Raw genomic sequence first — 16,828 nt, forward strand, 5'->3', positions numbered from 1 at the left:
GGAAAATGAATCGGTATCCCGGGATGTGGGTTCGTGAAAGCGTTGCGCGAAAACGACTTCATTTATCAGGCGGTTTACCGATATCTGACATTGCTGATCGACGAAGCGGGAAGCAGCTCGGCGGCGCGTTTGCCCTCATTGCGGCAACTGGCAGAGCGGTTGAATGTGTCCATCTCGACCGTCCAGTACGCTTATTCGCTGCTGGAAAAGGAAGGACGCGTCTATTCGATAGCCAAGTCCGGATATTTCGCGCAAGCGCTACCGAGCATGCAACTGCCCGGTGATGGCACAGATCTGCTCGAAACCGTCTACGTCAACGCCAGGCGACCGGGCATGTGTGTGTTGAGTGGCGACGAGCCGGCTTCACTGCAACCGCTCGACAGCCCATTGTTGATGCTCGAACGTGAGCTGCTTCGCCAATACCCGCGCCAGCCACAATTGGCGGTGCAGCCCTGCGGCGAACTGGAGTTGCGCACCGTACTGGCTGCGCGCTATACCTCGTCAACGGTGAATTTCTGGCATGCGGATGACGTTTATATCGGCGCAGACCTGCGCGGTGTGTTGGAAATACTGATTTCTGTACTCCAATTGCGGCGCGCCACCGTGGTGGTTGAATCGCCGTGTGACTGGGTAATCTTGCGCCTGCTGGAAACCGCCGAAGTACGGGTTATCGAATTGCCGCTAATGGCCGGTGGAGTGATCGATACCCAACGGCTGGAGTCGTTGCTCAAGAGCGAACCTGTGCGGTTGATCCTGTTGTCTTCAGCGTTGAGCATGCCTCAGGGGAGCCTGTTACCCCATGCCAATCGTCAGGCCATCGCCCATTTGCTCGGGTGTCATGGCACCTGGGTTCTGGAAAACGACTGCTACAGCGAACTCGATGATGAAGGTGGCGACTCTCGGCATCTGCGCGACTGGCTCGACCCTGATCGTTTGCTGGTGTTTTCCACGTTCGAGAAATTCATCGGTGCAGAAGCGCCTTTCGGATTTGTCCTGTCGCACCATTGGCGCAGTGAGCTGCAGCGCCATTTCCTGTTGCGCGCATTCCGTTTATCACCGATCCGCCAGAAAGCGATCGCCAGGCTGTTGGCCGGCGGCCGGCTGGATCAGCATTTGTGCATACTGCGGCGGATGCTCAAGGAGCGCCGTACGCAATTGATTCAGCTGTTGCGTGAGCGCCTGGGCGATGCGTTGCAGATTATCGAGCCGCAGGGCGGGGCGACGGTGTGGGTGCGCTCGCTACGCCCGGTGGACATGGGCAACGTGTTCCATCGCCTGCTCAAACAGCAGATCATCATTGCGCCCGGGGAGTTGTTCAGCCTGCAGGGTTTGCATGCGCACCATCTGCGCTTGAGCCCATTGACTCATGGCGATCACGATCTGGTCAGCGTCGTCGGGCTGCTGGGCGATGCATTGCGGTTGGCACCGGATGAGTAACGTTAAAAAACATCGGAAGAGTTCCGGATAGATCCCTTCGCATAGCGGTCAAACTGCCAGTAAACTGCGCTCTATTCCTGAACCACTCTATTTCAGAGGTCATGCATGACTATCAGTCCTTTTGCGGGCAAACCGGCACCGGCAGAATTGTTGGTCGACATCCCGCGACTGGTAACGGCTTATTACACCGGCCAACCTGACGCTTCCATTTCCACACAGCGTGTGGCGTTCGGCACCTCCGGTCACCGCGGCAGTTCCTTCGACTTGAGTTTCAACGAATGGCACGTTCTGGCCATTAGCCAGGCAATCTGCCTGTACCGGGAAGCCCAAGGGATTACCGGCCCATTGTTTGTCGGCATCGACACTCATGCACTGTCGACCCCGGCCGGTGCCAGTGCGCTGGAGGTTTTGGCAGCCAACGGTGTGACCGTGATGATCGCCGAAGGCGATGAATATACGCCGACGCCTGCCATATCCCACGCCATTCTCTGCTACAACCGCGGCCGTACCTCGGGCCTTGCCGACGGCATCGTCATCACGCCGTCGCACAACCCGCCACAAAGCGGTGGCTACAAATACAATCCAACCAACGGCGGCCCGGCCGACACCCACATCACCAAGTGGATCGAAGCCAAGGCCAATGAATTGCTGGTCAACAAACTGGCTGGCGTGAAACGCATCAGCTACGAGCAGGCGCTGAAGGCCAGCACTACCCATCGCCACGACTACGTGAATACCTACGTTGCCGATCTGATCAACGTGATCGATTTCGACGCCATTCGTGATGCCAAACTGCATCTGGGTGTCGATCCTTTGGGCGGAGCAGGGGTGCGCTACTGGTCGGCCATCGCCGAGCACTACCGTCTGGATCTGGACGTAGTGAACAAGCAAGTCGATTCGACCTTCCGTTTCATGACCGTTGACTGGGACGGCCAGATTCGAATGGACCCGTCGTCCAGCCACGCGATGCAAGGCCTGATCGGTCTGAAAGAGCGTTTCGACGTGGCGTTTGCCTGCGACCCGGATCACGACCGCCACGGCATCGTCACGCCGTCGGGTGGCCTGCTTGCGCCAAACAACTATCTGGCGGTGTCCATCGATTACCTGTTCCAGAACCGTCCGCAATGGCGTGCCGATGCTGGCGTGGGTAAAACCGTGGTCAGCAGCGGTTTGATCGACCGCGTCGCCAAGCGTCTGGGTCGTCGTCTGTATGAAGTACCGGTCGGTTTCAAATGGTTCGCTGACGGCCTCTTCGACGGTTCGCTGGGTTTTGGTGGCGAAGAAAGTGCCGGCGCCTCGTTCCTGCGCAAGGACGGCGGCGTATGGAGTACCGACAAGGACGGTCTGATTCCGGCATTGCTTGCTGCAGAAATGACTGCTCGTACCGGCCGCGATCCAAGCCAGGCTTATCGCGCGTTGACCGAAGAACTGGGCGAGCCGTTCTCGGTGCGCGTCGACGCCAAGGCCAATCCGGAGCAGAAAGCACTGCTGAGCAAGCTGTCGCCAACGCAGGTGACCTCGACAGAACTGGCAGGCGAGAAGATTCAGAGCATTCTCAGCCACGCGCCGGGCAACGATCAGGCCATTGGCGGCTTGAAGGTAATGACCGAAAACGGCTGGTTCGCCGCACGTCCGTCTGGCACCGAAGACATTTACAAAATCTACGCCGAAAGCTTCATCGGCGACGACCACCTCAAGCAATTGGTGGCCGAGGCGCAGACCCTGGTGGATGGTGCTATCTCCAGCAAGTGATGCTCCTTGAAATCGCAGCATAAAAAAGGGCAACCCTCGCGGTTGCCCTTTTTTACGCCTGCAATTCAAGCACTCAAGCCAGATCCACCAACACGATCTCACTGTCTTCAATCGCCGTAACCGTCAGCAACTGTTCATGCGCCACCGCCACACCGTCCCGTGCTTGAGCACGCAGGCCGTTGACTTCAATTACGCCAGTGGCCGGCACCAGATAAGCCCGGCGCCCTTCGTCGAGGCGATATTCAGCAGTTTCCCCAGCCTTGATGTTCGCCGCGACCAAGCGTGCATCGGCACGAATTCGCAGGCTTTGATCATCGCCATCCTTACCGCTGGCAAGCGTTACAAAGCCTTCACGCTGACCTTTCGGGAAGGGTTTCGCGCCCCATGACGGCGGTGCGCCGGTTTCAGTGGGCAAAATCCAGATCTGGAAGATTTTCGTGTCTGCGGCTTCCAGATTGTATTCACTGTGCGCGATGCCGGTGCCGGCACTCATCACTTGCACGTCGCCAGCCTCGGTGCGGCCCTTGTTGCCCAGATTGTCCTGGTGGGTGATCGCACCTTCACGTACATAGGTGATGATTTCCATGTCGCGATGCGGGTGCTGCGGGAAACCGGTGCCTGCGGCAATCACGTCGTCATTCCACACCCGCAGATTGCCCCAACTCATGCGTTGCGGATCGTAGTATTCGGCGAATGAAAAATGGTGATGGGCATCCAGCCAGCCATGATGGGCGCCGCCCAGCGAGCTGAAAGGTCTGAGTTCAAGCATGATCGTCTCCTCAAAAGGTTTGTCGCGGGGCGAGAGAGCCGCACCCGGCGCAAGACCGGTGGTTTATGACGGCGATCATCTATCAGTCAATCATCGATAAAAAGCGTAAAAAATGCGGCATTATCATCGGATAAATTGATAGAAGAGGGCGTCGAAACCGTTTCATCTCACCTTCAATTCATCGCCTAAACCAATGACGCGTAAGCATTTTGCTAGAACTCAACGGTAAATAAAGACACCATAGCCGCAACAGCCTTACCCACTGGAGCCCATTAGCGTGGCGCAACACACCCCCGATCTTCCTCCTGAACTACGTCCGCTGGCTGAGATGCCTTGGTTCAAGCGCCTGGCCGCACGTTTCTTTGGTCATGGTTTGACTCGGTTGCGGGCTCAGCACCGTGCGTCATGGCTGCACGGCCAGGCTGACGGCTTTCGCAGCGGTCACACTGCGGGCGTCGAGTACGGCTTTAAAGAGGGCAAGCTCGAGGGGCTGGAGGAAGGCCGGCAAGTGTTGCTGATCCGCGACAGTCGCAGCACCGAGCATCGTCCGCCGAGCGTCGACAATCACTTGTTCGACGATTGGCGCCTGCCACTCACCGCCGAGCTGAAGAAACGCATCAAGGCCGATGTCGCTAGATTGTTGCCGGAACACGCTCAGCCGAGTGCCGCGCAATGGAAGATGATTTTCAGCGAGACACCGTCAACTTCCGTGGTCGCTGGTGCCGGAGCAGGCAAGTCGACCACGCTGGTGCTGCGCATTCTGCTGCTGACCCAGTATCTCGGCTTTGAAATCGATTCGATGACCGTAGTGACCTTCACCCGCGAGTCGCGCAAGGACTTCATCAACAAACTGATCGAGATTTTTGCGCTTTGGGGTCAAGTATTGAGCTTGAAACAGGCGCGGGAACTGGTGCGAACCTTTCACTCGCGCATTCTGCCGATGGTGCGCAGCCTGCCGGGATTCGAACGCTTGCAGGCATTCGAGAACCTCAGCCATCGCGCGCAGGGCGCTGACGAGGAGGTCGACAGCAATCCATTCGACCTGCGCATCAACGATGCTCAGCGCCAGCAGCTCAATGCCTGCTACCACCGCTTATTCAGCCAGGACGAGCGTTTCCTCCAGTTGATTCAGCCTATGGCCAAGGCGGGCTTGCAGCTCAGAGAGCTGGAGCGCGATCACCCGGATGTGCAAAAGCGTATGGCTGTCACCGAGCTGGCGGCCAAACGCGACGAAGAACTCTGCGATGTCATTGAAGATTTGTGGTTTCGTGCGGGTGCTTGGCCCATCAAAGGCATCGAACCAAACCGGCAGACTTTCGAAATCAACGGGGCGAAATTCCATTGCCATGGCTATATCCCAAGCCTCGACGCCTGGGTGGTGCTCGGTTTCGATCCACGGGAAAACCCACAGCTCAGCCGGCCCAATGCCAAGCTCTCCGTTCGCGCAGAGTGGGCGGTCAAACGCACCCTGTTTCAAGCTTTCTGTCGTAAGCCATTGATTTGGATAGATGGTTACGAGTCGGCCAAACGCGTGCTCGCGACATTGGCGGCGGATGCCAGCGCCGGTCCGGGCTTCGATTACAAAGTCAAAGGCGAACTGGCCTCCGCGCCTTTGCTCGACTGTTTCGTTGCAGCAGCAGGCTTCATCGAGAACCTGGGACTGGATGTGCCTGACGCTGTCGGACGTATGAGTTTCGCCAAGGACGATCCGGACCGGTTTTTCTTCGAGGCGCTGAGCCTGTTCTGGCGTGCTCTGGAAGATCATCTGCTCGACCAGAAGCCGCCGATCATGACCTACAACCGCATGTTCGCGTTGTTCAGTGAGCACTCGCCAGAGAACCTCAAGCTGCTCAGCGATGAATTGCTCCGGCCGATGTCGCACCTGATGATCGATGAATTTCAGGACGTTTCGCCGCAGATCGTTTCCTGGATCCGCGCAAGCCTCAACGAAATCCGCAGTCGTGGCCCCGCGATGCATGTCGGGCGGGGCGCGCAGCGTTCATCGCTGCTCTGTGTCGGCGATGATTGGCAGTCCATTTATGGCTGGCGCGGCAGTTCACCAAGCTATTTCATGGAGTTCAACAAGGAATTCCCCTCTCCGAGCACCACACGGGTGATGCTCAGTGACAACTATCGCAGTCATCAGCACATCATCGATGCGGCTGAACACATCGTTCGCGCTGCACCGGCGATCCCCGGCAAGAAAGCCAAGGCCAGTGGCGAACCCAAGGTTTTGCAGCCAGTCAACGTACTGGAGCGTGACGATCAAGCCTTGGGGCAACGCCTTGCCGAACACTATCGACAGGGCCATTCAATCCTGATGCTTTATCGAAAAAGCAGCGATAAGTTGTTGATTGAAGAGCATATTCAGTCGGTAGTTAATGTTGATTCGAGCTTGCCGTACGAAGCCAGAAGACTCAAACAGCTGACTTATCACAGCGCCAAAGGCTTGCAGGCAGACGCGGTGTTTCTGCTCGGAGACTGCCAGCACCTGACCAGTTCGCCGTACAAGAATCAGGTGTATCGCATGGCCGGTCTGGGCAAAAATGGCGACAGCGAGCCATACGATACTGCGCAAAAGGATGAAATCCTGCGCCTGGCCTACGTCGGGATTACGAGGGCAGTCAGCCATTGCTACTGGTATGTCGAGCCGCAAGAAGTGCAAGCGGTGAATATGCCCCGGGCGTCTGATCGGGTGGTGAAGGACAAGCCGTTCTTCCTCGATCATCGAACGGAAAAGTCCACCGCATGAGCCACAAAAAAAGCCCGCAAACTGTGCGGGCTTTTTTGTAAATCAAGAGGTTATGCATAACTCCTGAGAGATTCTGGAGGAATGAAAGTTTCAAGCTCATCCTCCACAGCCTCGATAATTCGCTCGACATCGGCCGCATTCATCACCGTGGCACACGGGATGCCAGCAATGGCGATCATGGTTTCGCCGCTGGCGCGATCAAACAGACGGGCAATCATGCTGCCGGGCGCATCCATCGTCGCCTCGAAACCCATGGGATGAAAATGCCAGCGCATCAGCTGGCAGGCATTGGGGAATGTGACTTTGCTTGAACCTTTATTCATATGTTGCCCGCCTTCTTCATCGAGCGCTTCCGTTTGCTCATGTTAGGTGGGAAGAGCCTTCATTGGCTCAACCGGTGACTTGCCATTAAAAGTAGCATCTCGATGTGAAATTTCTGTGAGAGTTTTCAGTTCATTTTGCGATTGCTTCGCATCTTTTGATGTAGGTCATGGCCTACGCGATCATCGCCGCAGTGCCACTGCAGATTAGCCATTGATGCACGTGCCGAACTTGGGCAAGCTCGGTTCTTTTTCGCCGAGCTCCTTATGCACGCCGACGACGACGGCCCAGAACAGACCAAGGCCACGGCTGCCACGGTCATGCGCTACCACTTGAGCTGGAAACACCGCGAGCTGGACAGCGTCATGGCGCTGTATCACCCGGATATCCAGTACAACGATTTTTTCCAGAACCGCGTACTGGGCCTCGACGAGTTGCGCGAGTATGTGCGCGTCAGCATGCCGCGGGAATTCGACGAAGCGCTGGAGCATTGCGACCGGATCCGTGTCGACGGCAACACAGCGTTCATTCAATACGAAGTGACCTTGCGCGGTGGCGACGGTCTGGTGTCGTTCCGTTCCAGTGAGGCGATCACGGTCAGGGACGGTTTGATCTGGCGTGTCAACGAGTACGCCTCACTGGTGCGTGGGCAAACCAGTGACAAGACAACGCCGAGCCAGCGTCCGGCCGTCAGTCGATTGGGACTTTCTCCGCGCCAACTGAGCTTCATGGCTGACGATCTGCAGCAATATTTCGAACGGCAACAGCCGTATCTTGATCCTGAGCTTGATCTGCAACGGGTGGCGAAGGAGTGCGGATACAGCCGTAACCAGATTTCCTACCTGCTCAATCAAGTGCTTGGGCAAAGCTTTTATCGCTACGTCAATCAGGCACGGTTACAGCATTTGCTCAAATCCCTGGACGCCGCCACGCCGCCGGTGCGTATCGATGAGCTGGCCTTTGCGGCCGGATTCAACTCGCTATCGGCGTTCTACAGCTGTTTCCGGCAGCACACCGGTCAGTCGCCCAAGGCTTACGCCAAACAAATTTCTTTGCGGACACGCGCGCAAGACATCCTCTGAGCTTGCGCACTAGGATCGACGCCATCGAAGGTTTTCAGTGGCGGAGTCTTGCATGCCGGCGTGGCGCACTATCAGTTTGTGGATGGATCAACTCGACGAGCCGCTGATCGCGCGGCCGGAGCTTGAACGGGATCTGGACGTCGACGTGGCGATCATCGGCGCCGGTTACACCGGGCTGTGGACGGCGTACTACCTGAAGAAACAGGCCCCGGACCTGGACATCGCGATCATTGAGGCGCAAACCGCCGGGTTCGGCGCGTCCGGCCGTAACGGCGGTTGGCTGATGGGCAATCTGCTCGGTGAAGATCGTCTGCTGGCCGGGTTGTCGCCAGAGCAGCGTCGCGCCTCGTTCGATCTGCTGCACAGCATCCCCGATGAAGTGGAAGTTGTCCTCGAACGCGAAGGCATTGACTGCGATTACCGCAAGGGTGGCGTTTTGTACTGCGCCGCGCGTTACCCGGAGCAGGAAGCCAGTCTGCGTGAATACCTCGCCAGCCTGCACGCCCAAGGCCTGACCGACAACGACTACCGCTGGCTCAGCCCCGAGCAACTGGCGCAGCAGATCCGCATCGCCAAACCGTACGGCGGCATTTATGCGCCACACGTGGCGACCATCCACCCGGCCAAACTGGTTCGAGGCCTTGCGCGCACCGTGCAGAACATGGGCGTGAGAATTTACGAAAACAGCCCTGTCACGCACTGGCAGTCGGGTAGCGTGCGCACGGCCAAGGCCAGTGTGCGCAGTCGCTGGATCGTGCCGGCGGTTGAAGGGTATGCGGTGACATTGCCGCCGCTGGGGCGCTATCAGTTGCCGGTGCAAAGCCTGATCGTCGCCACCGAGCCGTTGTCCGCCGCGACCTGGGACGAGATCGGCCTCAGTCGCGGCCAGGCCTTCAGCGAGTTCAGTCGCCAAGTGACGTATGGCCAGCGCAGTGCCGACAACCGTTTGATCTTCGGCGCCCGTGGCGGCTATCAGTTTGCCGGCAAGCTGCGCCACAACTTTGACCTGACTCGCGATGAGGTCGAACTGCGTCGCTACTTGTTCGGTGAACTGTTCCCGCAACTGAAAAACGTACAGATCACCCACGCCTGGGGCGGCAATCTTGGCATGTCCCGGCATTTCAAACCGCACATGCTCTGCGATCGGGCCAACGGCATTGCGCTGTCCGGCGGCTATGGCGGGGAGGGCGTAGGTGCCAGCAATCTCGGTGGCCGCACTCTGGCGGATCTGATTCTGGAACGCGACAGCGAATTGGTTAAACAGCCGTGGGTGCTGCCGGATGGCGGAATTCACGCGCTACGTGCGTGGGAGCCGGAGCCGTGCCGCTGGCTCGGCTACAACGCGATCATCAAAAGCTTCGTCCACGAAGACCAGACCCTGGCCAACCCGGCGACCGCGCCATGGCGGCGCAAGCTCGCCAGTCAGGTGGCCGGTTTCATGGAAGGTTTCATGCACTGAGCGTCAACGCAATCCAAAAAAAGCCACCAAGAAAGCCCCAAGACAGGTAACGCCATGAGCATCACCCAGTTCAAAAACACCGCCACGCTCCAACTGGAAGAATCCAATCCGGTGGCCGTACCGCTCGGCGAACCGATCGCCATTGCCTCGACCACCAGCGTCGAGCGTGAAGACGGCGTCGAAACCGGCGTCTGGGAGTGCACGCCCGGGCGTTGGCGCCGGCAGATTACCGCTCAGGAGTTCTGCCACTTCATCTCCGGGCGCTGCACGTTCACCCCGGATGACGGCGGCGAAACCCTGCATATACAAGGCGGCGATGCACTGATGTTGCCGGCCAACACGCTCGGTATCTGGGATATCCACGAGACCGTGCGCAAGACCTACGTACTGATTTTCTGATTGTTTGATCCTTTGATTGCCTGCCAACAACAATAGCCTCTACAGGAATCGACCCATGATCCAGAAAACCCTCGCCCTGGCGCCGCTGCTGCTGGTCGCCTCCATCAGTCACGCCGCAGACACGGTAAAGGTCTACAACTGGTCCAGCTACATTGCGCCGGACACCACCAAGAATTTTCAGAAAGAAACCGGCATCGGCGTCACCTATGACGTGTACGACAGCAACGAAACCCTCGACGGCAAGTTGATGACCGGCAACTCAGGTTATGACGTGGTGTTCCCGTCCAACCACTTCATGGCCCGGCAGATTCAGGGTGGGGCGCTGAAGAAGCTCGACAAGAGCCAGTTGCCGAACTGGAAGAATCTCAATCCGGTGCTGCTCAAGGCTTTGCAGACCAACGATCCGGGCAACGAGCACGGTTTTCCTTATCTGTGGGGCAGCACCGGCATCGGTTACAACGTCGCCAAGATCAAAGCGGTGCTGGGCGACAACGCACCGGTGGATTCCTGGGATCTGATATTCAAGCCCGAGTACATGGAAAAGCTGCAGAAGTGCGGCGTAGCCATCCTCGACAATGGCCCGGAACTGCTCCCGGCCGCGCTCAACTACCTGGGCCTGCCGCACCACAGCAAAAATCCCGAGGACTATAAAAAGGCCGAAGCGCTGCTGATGAAGGTGCGGCCGTACGTGAGCTACTTCCATTCCTCGAAATACACCAGTGACCTGGCCAACGGCGATATCTGCGTGGCCGTCGGTTTCTCCGGCGACATCCTGCAAGCCGAGAGCCGCGCCAAAGAAGCGAAGAACGGTATCGAAATCGGCTACGCAATTCCCAAGGAAGGCGCGGCGATCTGGTTCGACATGGTCGCCATGCCCAACGACGCACCGGACGAGAAGGCCGGTTATGCGTTCATGAACTACCTGCTGCGCCCGGACGTGATGGCGGACATCAGCAACTCCGTGCACTACGCCAATGGCAACGAACAATCCGACAGCCTTATCGACCCGGCCATCAAGAACGACACCAAGGTTTACCCGAGCCCGGAGATGATGGGCAAGCTGTTTGCGCTGGAGGCGATGCCGCTGAATATCGACCGGATTCGCACGCGGGTATGGAACAAGATTCGCACCGGTAGCTAACAAAACAAAAATCCTGTGGGAGCGAGCTTGCTCGCTCCCACAATGAGTTTTAAGTGGCTGTTATTGATTGATATCAATCCGCTGGCACGCACTAATAATGTGCAGAAAAGTGAGACGTATCCAACAAAAAGCAACTTACCCATATTTAATATTTAAATAGAAAATCGTCAGACAATTAGGCAATGCCCCACCCTTTAAAACATTCTTTCGACCCCCGCACGTATTGTTTACGGGAGTTTCCCGGAACAGCCAGATTCGATCTCAAAAAAATCCTTTACGACAGATTTCGAATTGTGTCAGGTTTCTTACGCCTTCATTGGGCGAGTGATAGGACGATCTCGCCAGAGATTGTCGCTATCTGACAAAAACTGTTCCATTGCTAAACAAGGAAGTGTGTTTATGTCGAAAGTTAAATCGAATGCTATTGATACTGCCGAACAGGCTTTTCTGCTGTCCGCGGCGCCGCAACCTCTGGCCGCAGCCAGCTCGGCGTACAACCAGATCAATAGCTTCAGCCATCAATATGATCGTGGCGGCAACCTCACGGTCAATGGCAAACCCTCCTTCTCCGTCGACCAGGCCGCAACCCAGTTGCTGCGCGACGGCGCTGCCTACCAGGACAAGGATGGCAGCGGCAAGATTGAACTCACCTACACGTTCCTGACGTCGGCATCGTCCAGCACGATGAACAAGCACGGGATCAGCGGGTTCAGTCAGTTCAGTGCTCAGCAACAAGCCCAGGCCAAGCTCGCCATGCAATCCTGGGCCGATGTGGCCAATGTCACGTTCACCGAAAAAGCCTCGGGCGGCGACGGCCACATGACCTTCGGTAACTACAGCGGTGGCCAGGATGGCGCTGCAGCGTTCGCTTATCTGCCAGGCACCGGCGCCGGCTACGACGGCACCTCGTGGTACCTGATCAACAGTGGCTACACGCAAAACAAAAATCCGGAGTTGAACAACTACGGTCGTCAGACTCTGACTCACGAAATCGGTCACAGCCTCGGTCTGGCCCACCCTGGCGACTACAACGCCGGCAATGGCAACCCGACTTACAACGACGCTTCCTACGGGCAAGACACCCGCGGCTACAGCGTCATGAGTTACTGGAGCGAGAGCAACACCAATCAGAACTTCAGCAAGGGCGGCGTAGAAGCCTATTCCTCCGGCCCGCTGATGGACGATATCGCTGCGATCCAGAAGCTTTACGGTGCCAACACCACCACCCGTACCGGTGACACCACCTACGGCTTCAACTCCAACACCGGTCGCGATTTCCTCAGCGCTTCGTCGTCGAGTGACAAAGTGGTGTTCTCGGTGTGGGATGCGGGCGGCAAGGACACTCTGGACTTCTCGGGTTTCACCCAGAACCAGAAGATCAACCTCAATGACGCTTCGTTCTCCGACGTGGGCGGCCTGGTGGGCAACGTGTCCATCGCCAAGGGCGCGATCATCGAGAACGCCATCGGCGGTTCGGGCAACGATCTGCTGATCGGCAACAGCGTGGCCAACGAGCTCAAGGGCGGTGCCGGCAACGACATCCTCTGGGGCGCTGGCGGTGCCGACAAGCTGTTGGGCGGCGCCGGTTCGGACACGTTTGTGTTCGCGGCCAGCTCGGACTCCAAGCCGGGTGCGATCGATCAGATCCTCGATTTTGTCAGCGGTCTCGACAAAATCGACCTGACCGGTATCACCAAAGGCGCCGGCCTGCACTTTGTCAGCAGCTTCACCGGTGCAGCCGGCGATGCGGTTCTGACTTCGTCGGGCGGCAACAGCCTGCTCTCGGTGGATTTCTCCGGGCACGGCGTCGCCGACTTCCAGGTCAGCACCGTTGGCCAGGCAATAACCAGCGACATCGCGGCTTGATGTGAAACAGGAGAGTGGCGCGTGATGCGCCGCTTTCTCGCTTGCGTCGTCCTGCCCGGTAGGCAAGGCTAGGCATCGGAGTGAAATGTCCTATGAGTCGAAACGCTTTTACCTACAAGACGCTGGCGTGGCTGATGGCAACGCTGATTATGATTTCTGGAGAAACAAGCATGGCAAGCAGCCTGAGACTCGAAGAACCCTCGGTATTCGCCGGTCAGTGGCAGGCGACCTTGTCGGCTCGGGGCGACTCGCCCGAAGCACAAAAAATGCAAGACAAGCCTTCGAATACCTGCCTTGTGGAACTGGCTTCAAACAAGACGCTGGGCAAGGGCGCCGACTGCCTGGGTGCATGGCTTGAGGAAGAGCCGATCGGTTGGTTTCCGGATCCTGACGGTTTGTCGATTACCGGCAAGGAGGGCTCAAGAATTCAGTTCTTCAGCCGACAACGTGATGGGCTTTACCTGACGACTTTGAAATCAGGCCTGGTCATTACACTTCAACGCACTGCGCAATCGTCGTGATGATCAAGTAGCTGACAGAGTTTTAATATAAGGCCCTCCTGCTTGGTTATAAGCAGGCTCTTTAATGCCAACTGCACCGTAATAAATAACGGAAGTTGTTATGAAAGTGTAAACGGCCATCTGAAAAGCAAGTTCCCGCATCGCGCGGATAACTAATTCAAGTCTTGCCCAGAATTGGCGAGAGATATCGATCAGGAAGAATCAATGAAGATGGCGAAGGCCCCAGCCACCGCTCCCTTATTCAAGGCATTGGGTGACTATAAAAGCATTCTGATCAGCGTCGGCTGCTTTACCGCACTGATTAACGTGCTGATGCTGGTGCCCTCCATCTATATGCTCCAGGTCTATGACCGGGTGCTGTCGTCGCAGAACGAAACCACTCTGGTGATGCTGTCGCTGATGGTCGTCGGTTTCTTCGCTTTCATCGGCCTGCTGGAAGTGGTGCGTAGCTTTATCGTGATCCGCATCGGCAGCCAACTGGAGCGCCGTTTCAACCTGCGGGTCTATCAGGCGGCGTTCGAACGCAACCTGTTCAAGGGCGAAGGCAACGCCGGCCAGTCGCTGGGCGACCTGACTCACATTCGCCAATTCGTCACCGGGCCTGCGTTGTTCGCGTTTTTCGATGCGCCGTGGTTCCCGGTGTATCTGTTCGTGATTTACCTGTTCAACGTCTGGCTCGGTGTGCTTGCCACTGCGGGTGCGCTGCTGCTGATCGCATTGGCCTGCCTCAACGAATACATGACCAAAAAGCCGTTGGGCGAAGCCGCCGGTTTTTCGCAGAAGTCCAGCCAGTTGGCCACCAGTCACCTGCACAACGCCGAGACCATTCAGGCGATGGGCATGCTCGGTTCGCTGCGCAAACGCTGGTTCCAGGTGCATTCGCGCTTTCTCGGTCTGCAGAATCAGGCCAGCGACACCGGCGCCGTGATCAGTTCTCTGAGTAAAACCTTGCGTTTATGCCTGCAATCGCTGGTGCTTGGCCTGGGCGCGTTGTTGGTCATCAAGGGCGACATGACTGCCGGGATGATGATCGCAGGTTCGATCCTGATGGGTCGCGTGCTGAGTCCGATCGACCAATTGATTGCCGTGTGGAAACAGTGGAGCGGGGCGAAGCTGGCTTACCGGCGTCTCGACGCATTGTTGCAAGCCTTCCCGCCAAGTGATGACGCCATGGCGCTGCCGGCGCCGAAAGGCCAAATCACCTTCGAGCAAGTCAGCGCCGGCCCGCCGGGGCAGCGTGCCGCGACGTTGCATATGGTCAACTTCAACCTTGGCGCTGGTGAAGTGCTGGGTGTACTGGGTGCGTCCGGCTCCGGCAAGTCGACGCTGGCCCGTGTACTGGTCGGCGTGTGGCCGACACTGGGTGGCACGGTGCGACTGGACGGCGCGGATATCCATCGCTGGAATCGCGACCAACTCGGTCCGTACATTGGCTACTTGCCGCAAGACATCGAACTGTTCAGCGGCAGCATTGCTGAGAACATTGCGCGTTTCAGCGAGGCCGATGCGCAGAAAGTCGTGGCCGCTGCGCAACAGGCGGGTGTCCACGAAATGATCCTGCGTCTGCCGCAAGGCTACGACACGCAACTGGGCGAGGACGGCAGCGGCCTGTCCGGCGGTCAGAAGCAGCGCGTGGCACTGGCTCGCGCCATGTACGGCACGCCAAGTCTGGTGGTGCTGGATGAACCCAACTCCAACCTCGACACCGTCGGTGAAGCGGCATTGGCCAGCGCCATCGCCCAGCTCAAGGCCCAAGGCACCACCGTTGTTTTGGTGACGCATCGTTCTTCGGTGCTGGCCCAGGCCGACAAGCTGCTGGTGCTCAACGACGGGCGTTTGCAAGCCTTTGGCGCCAGTCAGGACGTGCTCAAGGCGCTGTCTGGCGCCGCCAATGAACAACCTCGCGAGAAAACTGCGCAAGCACCGGGCGGGCTCAGCATGAGTCGGCAGTACCAGCCCACGACAAGGAATTCGGGTGTATGAGCAGCGTCAGCATGAACACTGAAAACGAAGCGAGCATGGAACACGCGTACATCACCGAACGCCCGGAACGCGATGCGAAGTTCTTCGCGCGTATGGGCTGGATTCTGGCGATTGTCGGCGCCGGCAGTTTCTTCACCTGGGCGGCTCTGGCGCCGCTGGATCAGGGCATTCCGGTGCAGGGTACCGTGGTGGTCTCGGGCAAACGTAAAGCGGTGCAGTCGATGAGCAGCGGCGTTGTCAGCCGGATTCTGGTGCGCGAAGGCGAAATCGTGAAACAGGGGCAACCGCTGTTTCGCCTCGACCAGACGCAAGTCGCCGCCGATGTGCAATCGCTTCAAGCGCAATACCGCATGGCCTGGGCCAGTCTGGCGCGCTGGCAGGCCGAGCGTGACAACCTCAAGCAAGTGACCTTTCCGGCCGAGTTGAGCAACGACCCGGACCCGCGTCTGGCGTTGGTCCTTGAAGGTCAGCGTCAGTTGTTCAGCAGCCGCCGCGAAGCGTTCTATCGCGAGCAGGCCGGATTGCGCGCCAGTATCGAAGGCGCCACCGCGCAACTGGCCGGCATGCGCCGTGCGCGGACTGACCTCAATGCCCAGGCGGACTCGCTGCAACAACAGTTGAGCAACCTGCAACCACTGGCCGACAACGGCTACATCCCGCGCAACCGCTTGATGGAATATCAGCGCCAACTGTCGCAAGTGCAGCAGCAACTGGCGGAAAACACCGGTGAAAGCGGTCGCGTGGAGCAGGGCATCCTCGAATCGCGCCTGAAACTGCAACAGCACAGTGAGGAATATCAGAAGGAAGTCCGCACGCAACTGGCCGACGCGCAGTTGAAAAGCGTCACCCTGTCCGAACAATTGACCTCCGCCGGTTTCGATCTGCAACACAGCGAAATCGTCGCCACGGCGGATGGCGTGGCGGTCAATCTGGGCGTACATACCGAAGGCGCGGTGGTGCGTCAGGGCGAGACCCTGCTGGAGATCGTTCCGCAAGGCACCACCCTGGAAGTGGAAGGACATTTGCCGATCAACCTGATCGACAAGGTTGGCACGCACCTGCCGGTGGACATCCTGTTTACCGCGTTCAACCAGAGTAAAACCCCGCGTGTACCCGGTGAAGTCAGCCTGATTTCCGCCGACCAGATGGTCGATGAGAAAACCGGCGTGCCGTACTACGTGTTGCGCAGCAGCGTCAGCGATCAGGCCATGGAAAAGCTCAATGGTCTGGTGATCAAGCCCGGCATGCCGGCAGAAATGTTTGTGCGCACCGGTGAACGCTCACTCCTCAACTATCTGTTCAAACCGCTGCTCGACCGGGCCGGCTTTGCGTTGACCGAAGAATAA

13 protein-coding genes are annotated in these 16,828 nt (G+C 57.9%); 11 read left to right on the top strand and 2 right to left on the bottom strand.

What is annotated here, in order from left to right; all coding sequences use genetic code 11:
* Positions 1–33: 33 nt before the first annotated feature.
* Both ACIOVB_RS00785 and pgm read left to right on the top strand, forming a co-directional pair.
* Complete coding sequence (locus tag ACIOVB_RS00785; RefSeq protein ID WP_401264010.1) at positions 34–1,437, top strand: PLP-dependent aminotransferase family protein; 1,404 nt, start codon at positions 34–36, stop codon at positions 1,435–1,437.
* Between the two features lie 105 nt (positions 1,438–1,542).
* Positions 1,543–3,189 carry a phosphoglucomutase (alpha-D-glucose-1,6-bisphosphate-dependent) gene (gene pgm, locus ACIOVB_RS00790; RefSeq protein WP_187678985.1) on the top strand — a complete coding sequence of 549 codons (1,647 nt, stop codon included), beginning with the start codon at positions 1,543–1,545 and terminating at the stop codon, positions 3,187–3,189.
* 73 nt (positions 3,190–3,262) lie between these two features.
* Here pgm and ACIOVB_RS00795 read toward each other — a convergent pair whose 3' ends face one another.
* The gene (locus ACIOVB_RS00795) at positions 3,263–3,958 is read right to left on the bottom strand and encodes a pirin family protein (protein WP_401264012.1); all 696 of its coding nucleotides are present in this window, start codon (positions 3,956–3,958) and stop codon (positions 3,263–3,265) included.
* A gap of 277 nt (positions 3,959–4,235) precedes the next feature.
* On the opposite strand from ACIOVB_RS00795, the gene ACIOVB_RS00800 reads away from it, so the two are divergent.
* Complete coding sequence (locus ACIOVB_RS00800; protein ID WP_401264013.1) at positions 4,236–6,710, top strand: UvrD-helicase domain-containing protein; 2,475 nt, start codon at positions 4,236–4,238, stop codon at positions 6,708–6,710.
* 50 nt (positions 6,711–6,760) lie between these two features.
* Here ACIOVB_RS00800 and ACIOVB_RS00805 read toward each other — a convergent pair whose 3' ends face one another.
* Positions 6,761–7,033 (bottom strand): DUF1652 domain-containing protein, encoded by a 273-nt coding sequence (locus ACIOVB_RS00805; RefSeq protein ID WP_187678988.1) that lies wholly within the window; start codon positions 7,031–7,033, stop codon positions 6,761–6,763.
* 264 nt (positions 7,034–7,297) lie between these two features.
* On the opposite strand from ACIOVB_RS00805, the gene ACIOVB_RS00810 reads away from it, so the two are divergent.
* The 8 genes from ACIOVB_RS00810 (at position 7,298) to ACIOVB_RS00845 (ending at position 16,828) form a co-directional block, all read left to right on the top strand.
* The gene (locus tag ACIOVB_RS00810) at positions 7,298–8,113 is read left to right on the top strand and encodes a helix-turn-helix domain-containing protein (protein ID WP_401264015.1); all 816 of its coding nucleotides are present in this window, start codon (positions 7,298–7,300) and stop codon (positions 8,111–8,113) included.
* A 52-nt stretch (positions 8,114–8,165) separates the two neighbouring features.
* On the top strand, positions 8,166–9,572 hold the full coding sequence (locus tag ACIOVB_RS00815; protein ID WP_401264017.1) for an NAD(P)/FAD-dependent oxidoreductase: 1,407 nt from the start codon (positions 8,166–8,168) through the stop codon (positions 9,570–9,572).
* Between the two features lie 54 nt (positions 9,573–9,626).
* A complete protein-coding gene (locus ACIOVB_RS00820; protein WP_187678991.1) occupies positions 9,627–9,971 on the top strand; it encodes a cupin domain-containing protein in 345 nt (114 codons plus the stop codon).
* 55 nt (positions 9,972–10,026) lie between these two features.
* Positions 10,027–11,112, top strand: a complete 1,086-nt coding sequence (locus ACIOVB_RS00825) for a polyamine ABC transporter substrate-binding protein (protein WP_401264019.1) — start codon at positions 10,027–10,029, stop codon at positions 11,110–11,112.
* Between the two features lie 399 nt (positions 11,113–11,511).
* Positions 11,512–12,978: a serralysin family metalloprotease gene (locus tag ACIOVB_RS00830; protein ID WP_401264021.1), complete on the top strand. Its 1,467-nt coding sequence runs from the start codon at positions 11,512–11,514 to the stop codon at positions 12,976–12,978.
* 92 nt (positions 12,979–13,070) lie between these two features.
* Positions 13,071–13,499 carry an AprI/Inh family metalloprotease inhibitor gene (locus ACIOVB_RS00835; RefSeq protein ID WP_401264023.1) on the top strand — a complete coding sequence of 143 codons (429 nt, stop codon included), beginning with the start codon at positions 13,071–13,073 and terminating at the stop codon, positions 13,497–13,499.
* Positions 13,500–13,703: 204 nt separating this feature from the next.
* Positions 13,704–15,482 carry a type I secretion system permease/ATPase gene (locus tag ACIOVB_RS00840; protein WP_401264024.1) on the top strand — a complete coding sequence of 593 codons (1,779 nt, stop codon included), beginning with the start codon at positions 13,704–13,706 and terminating at the stop codon, positions 15,480–15,482.
* Positions 15,479–16,828, top strand: a complete 1,350-nt coding sequence (locus ACIOVB_RS00845) for an HlyD family type I secretion periplasmic adaptor subunit (protein ID WP_401264026.1) — start codon at positions 15,479–15,481, stop codon at positions 16,826–16,828. Before ACIOVB_RS00840 ends, ACIOVB_RS00845 begins: the two co-directional genes overlap by 4 nt.

Origin of the sequence: Pseudomonas sp. NPDC087639 (genome assembly GCF_044743385.1) — a bacterium.
Lineage (GTDB): Bacteria > Pseudomonadota > Gammaproteobacteria > Pseudomonadales > Pseudomonadaceae > Aquipseudomonas.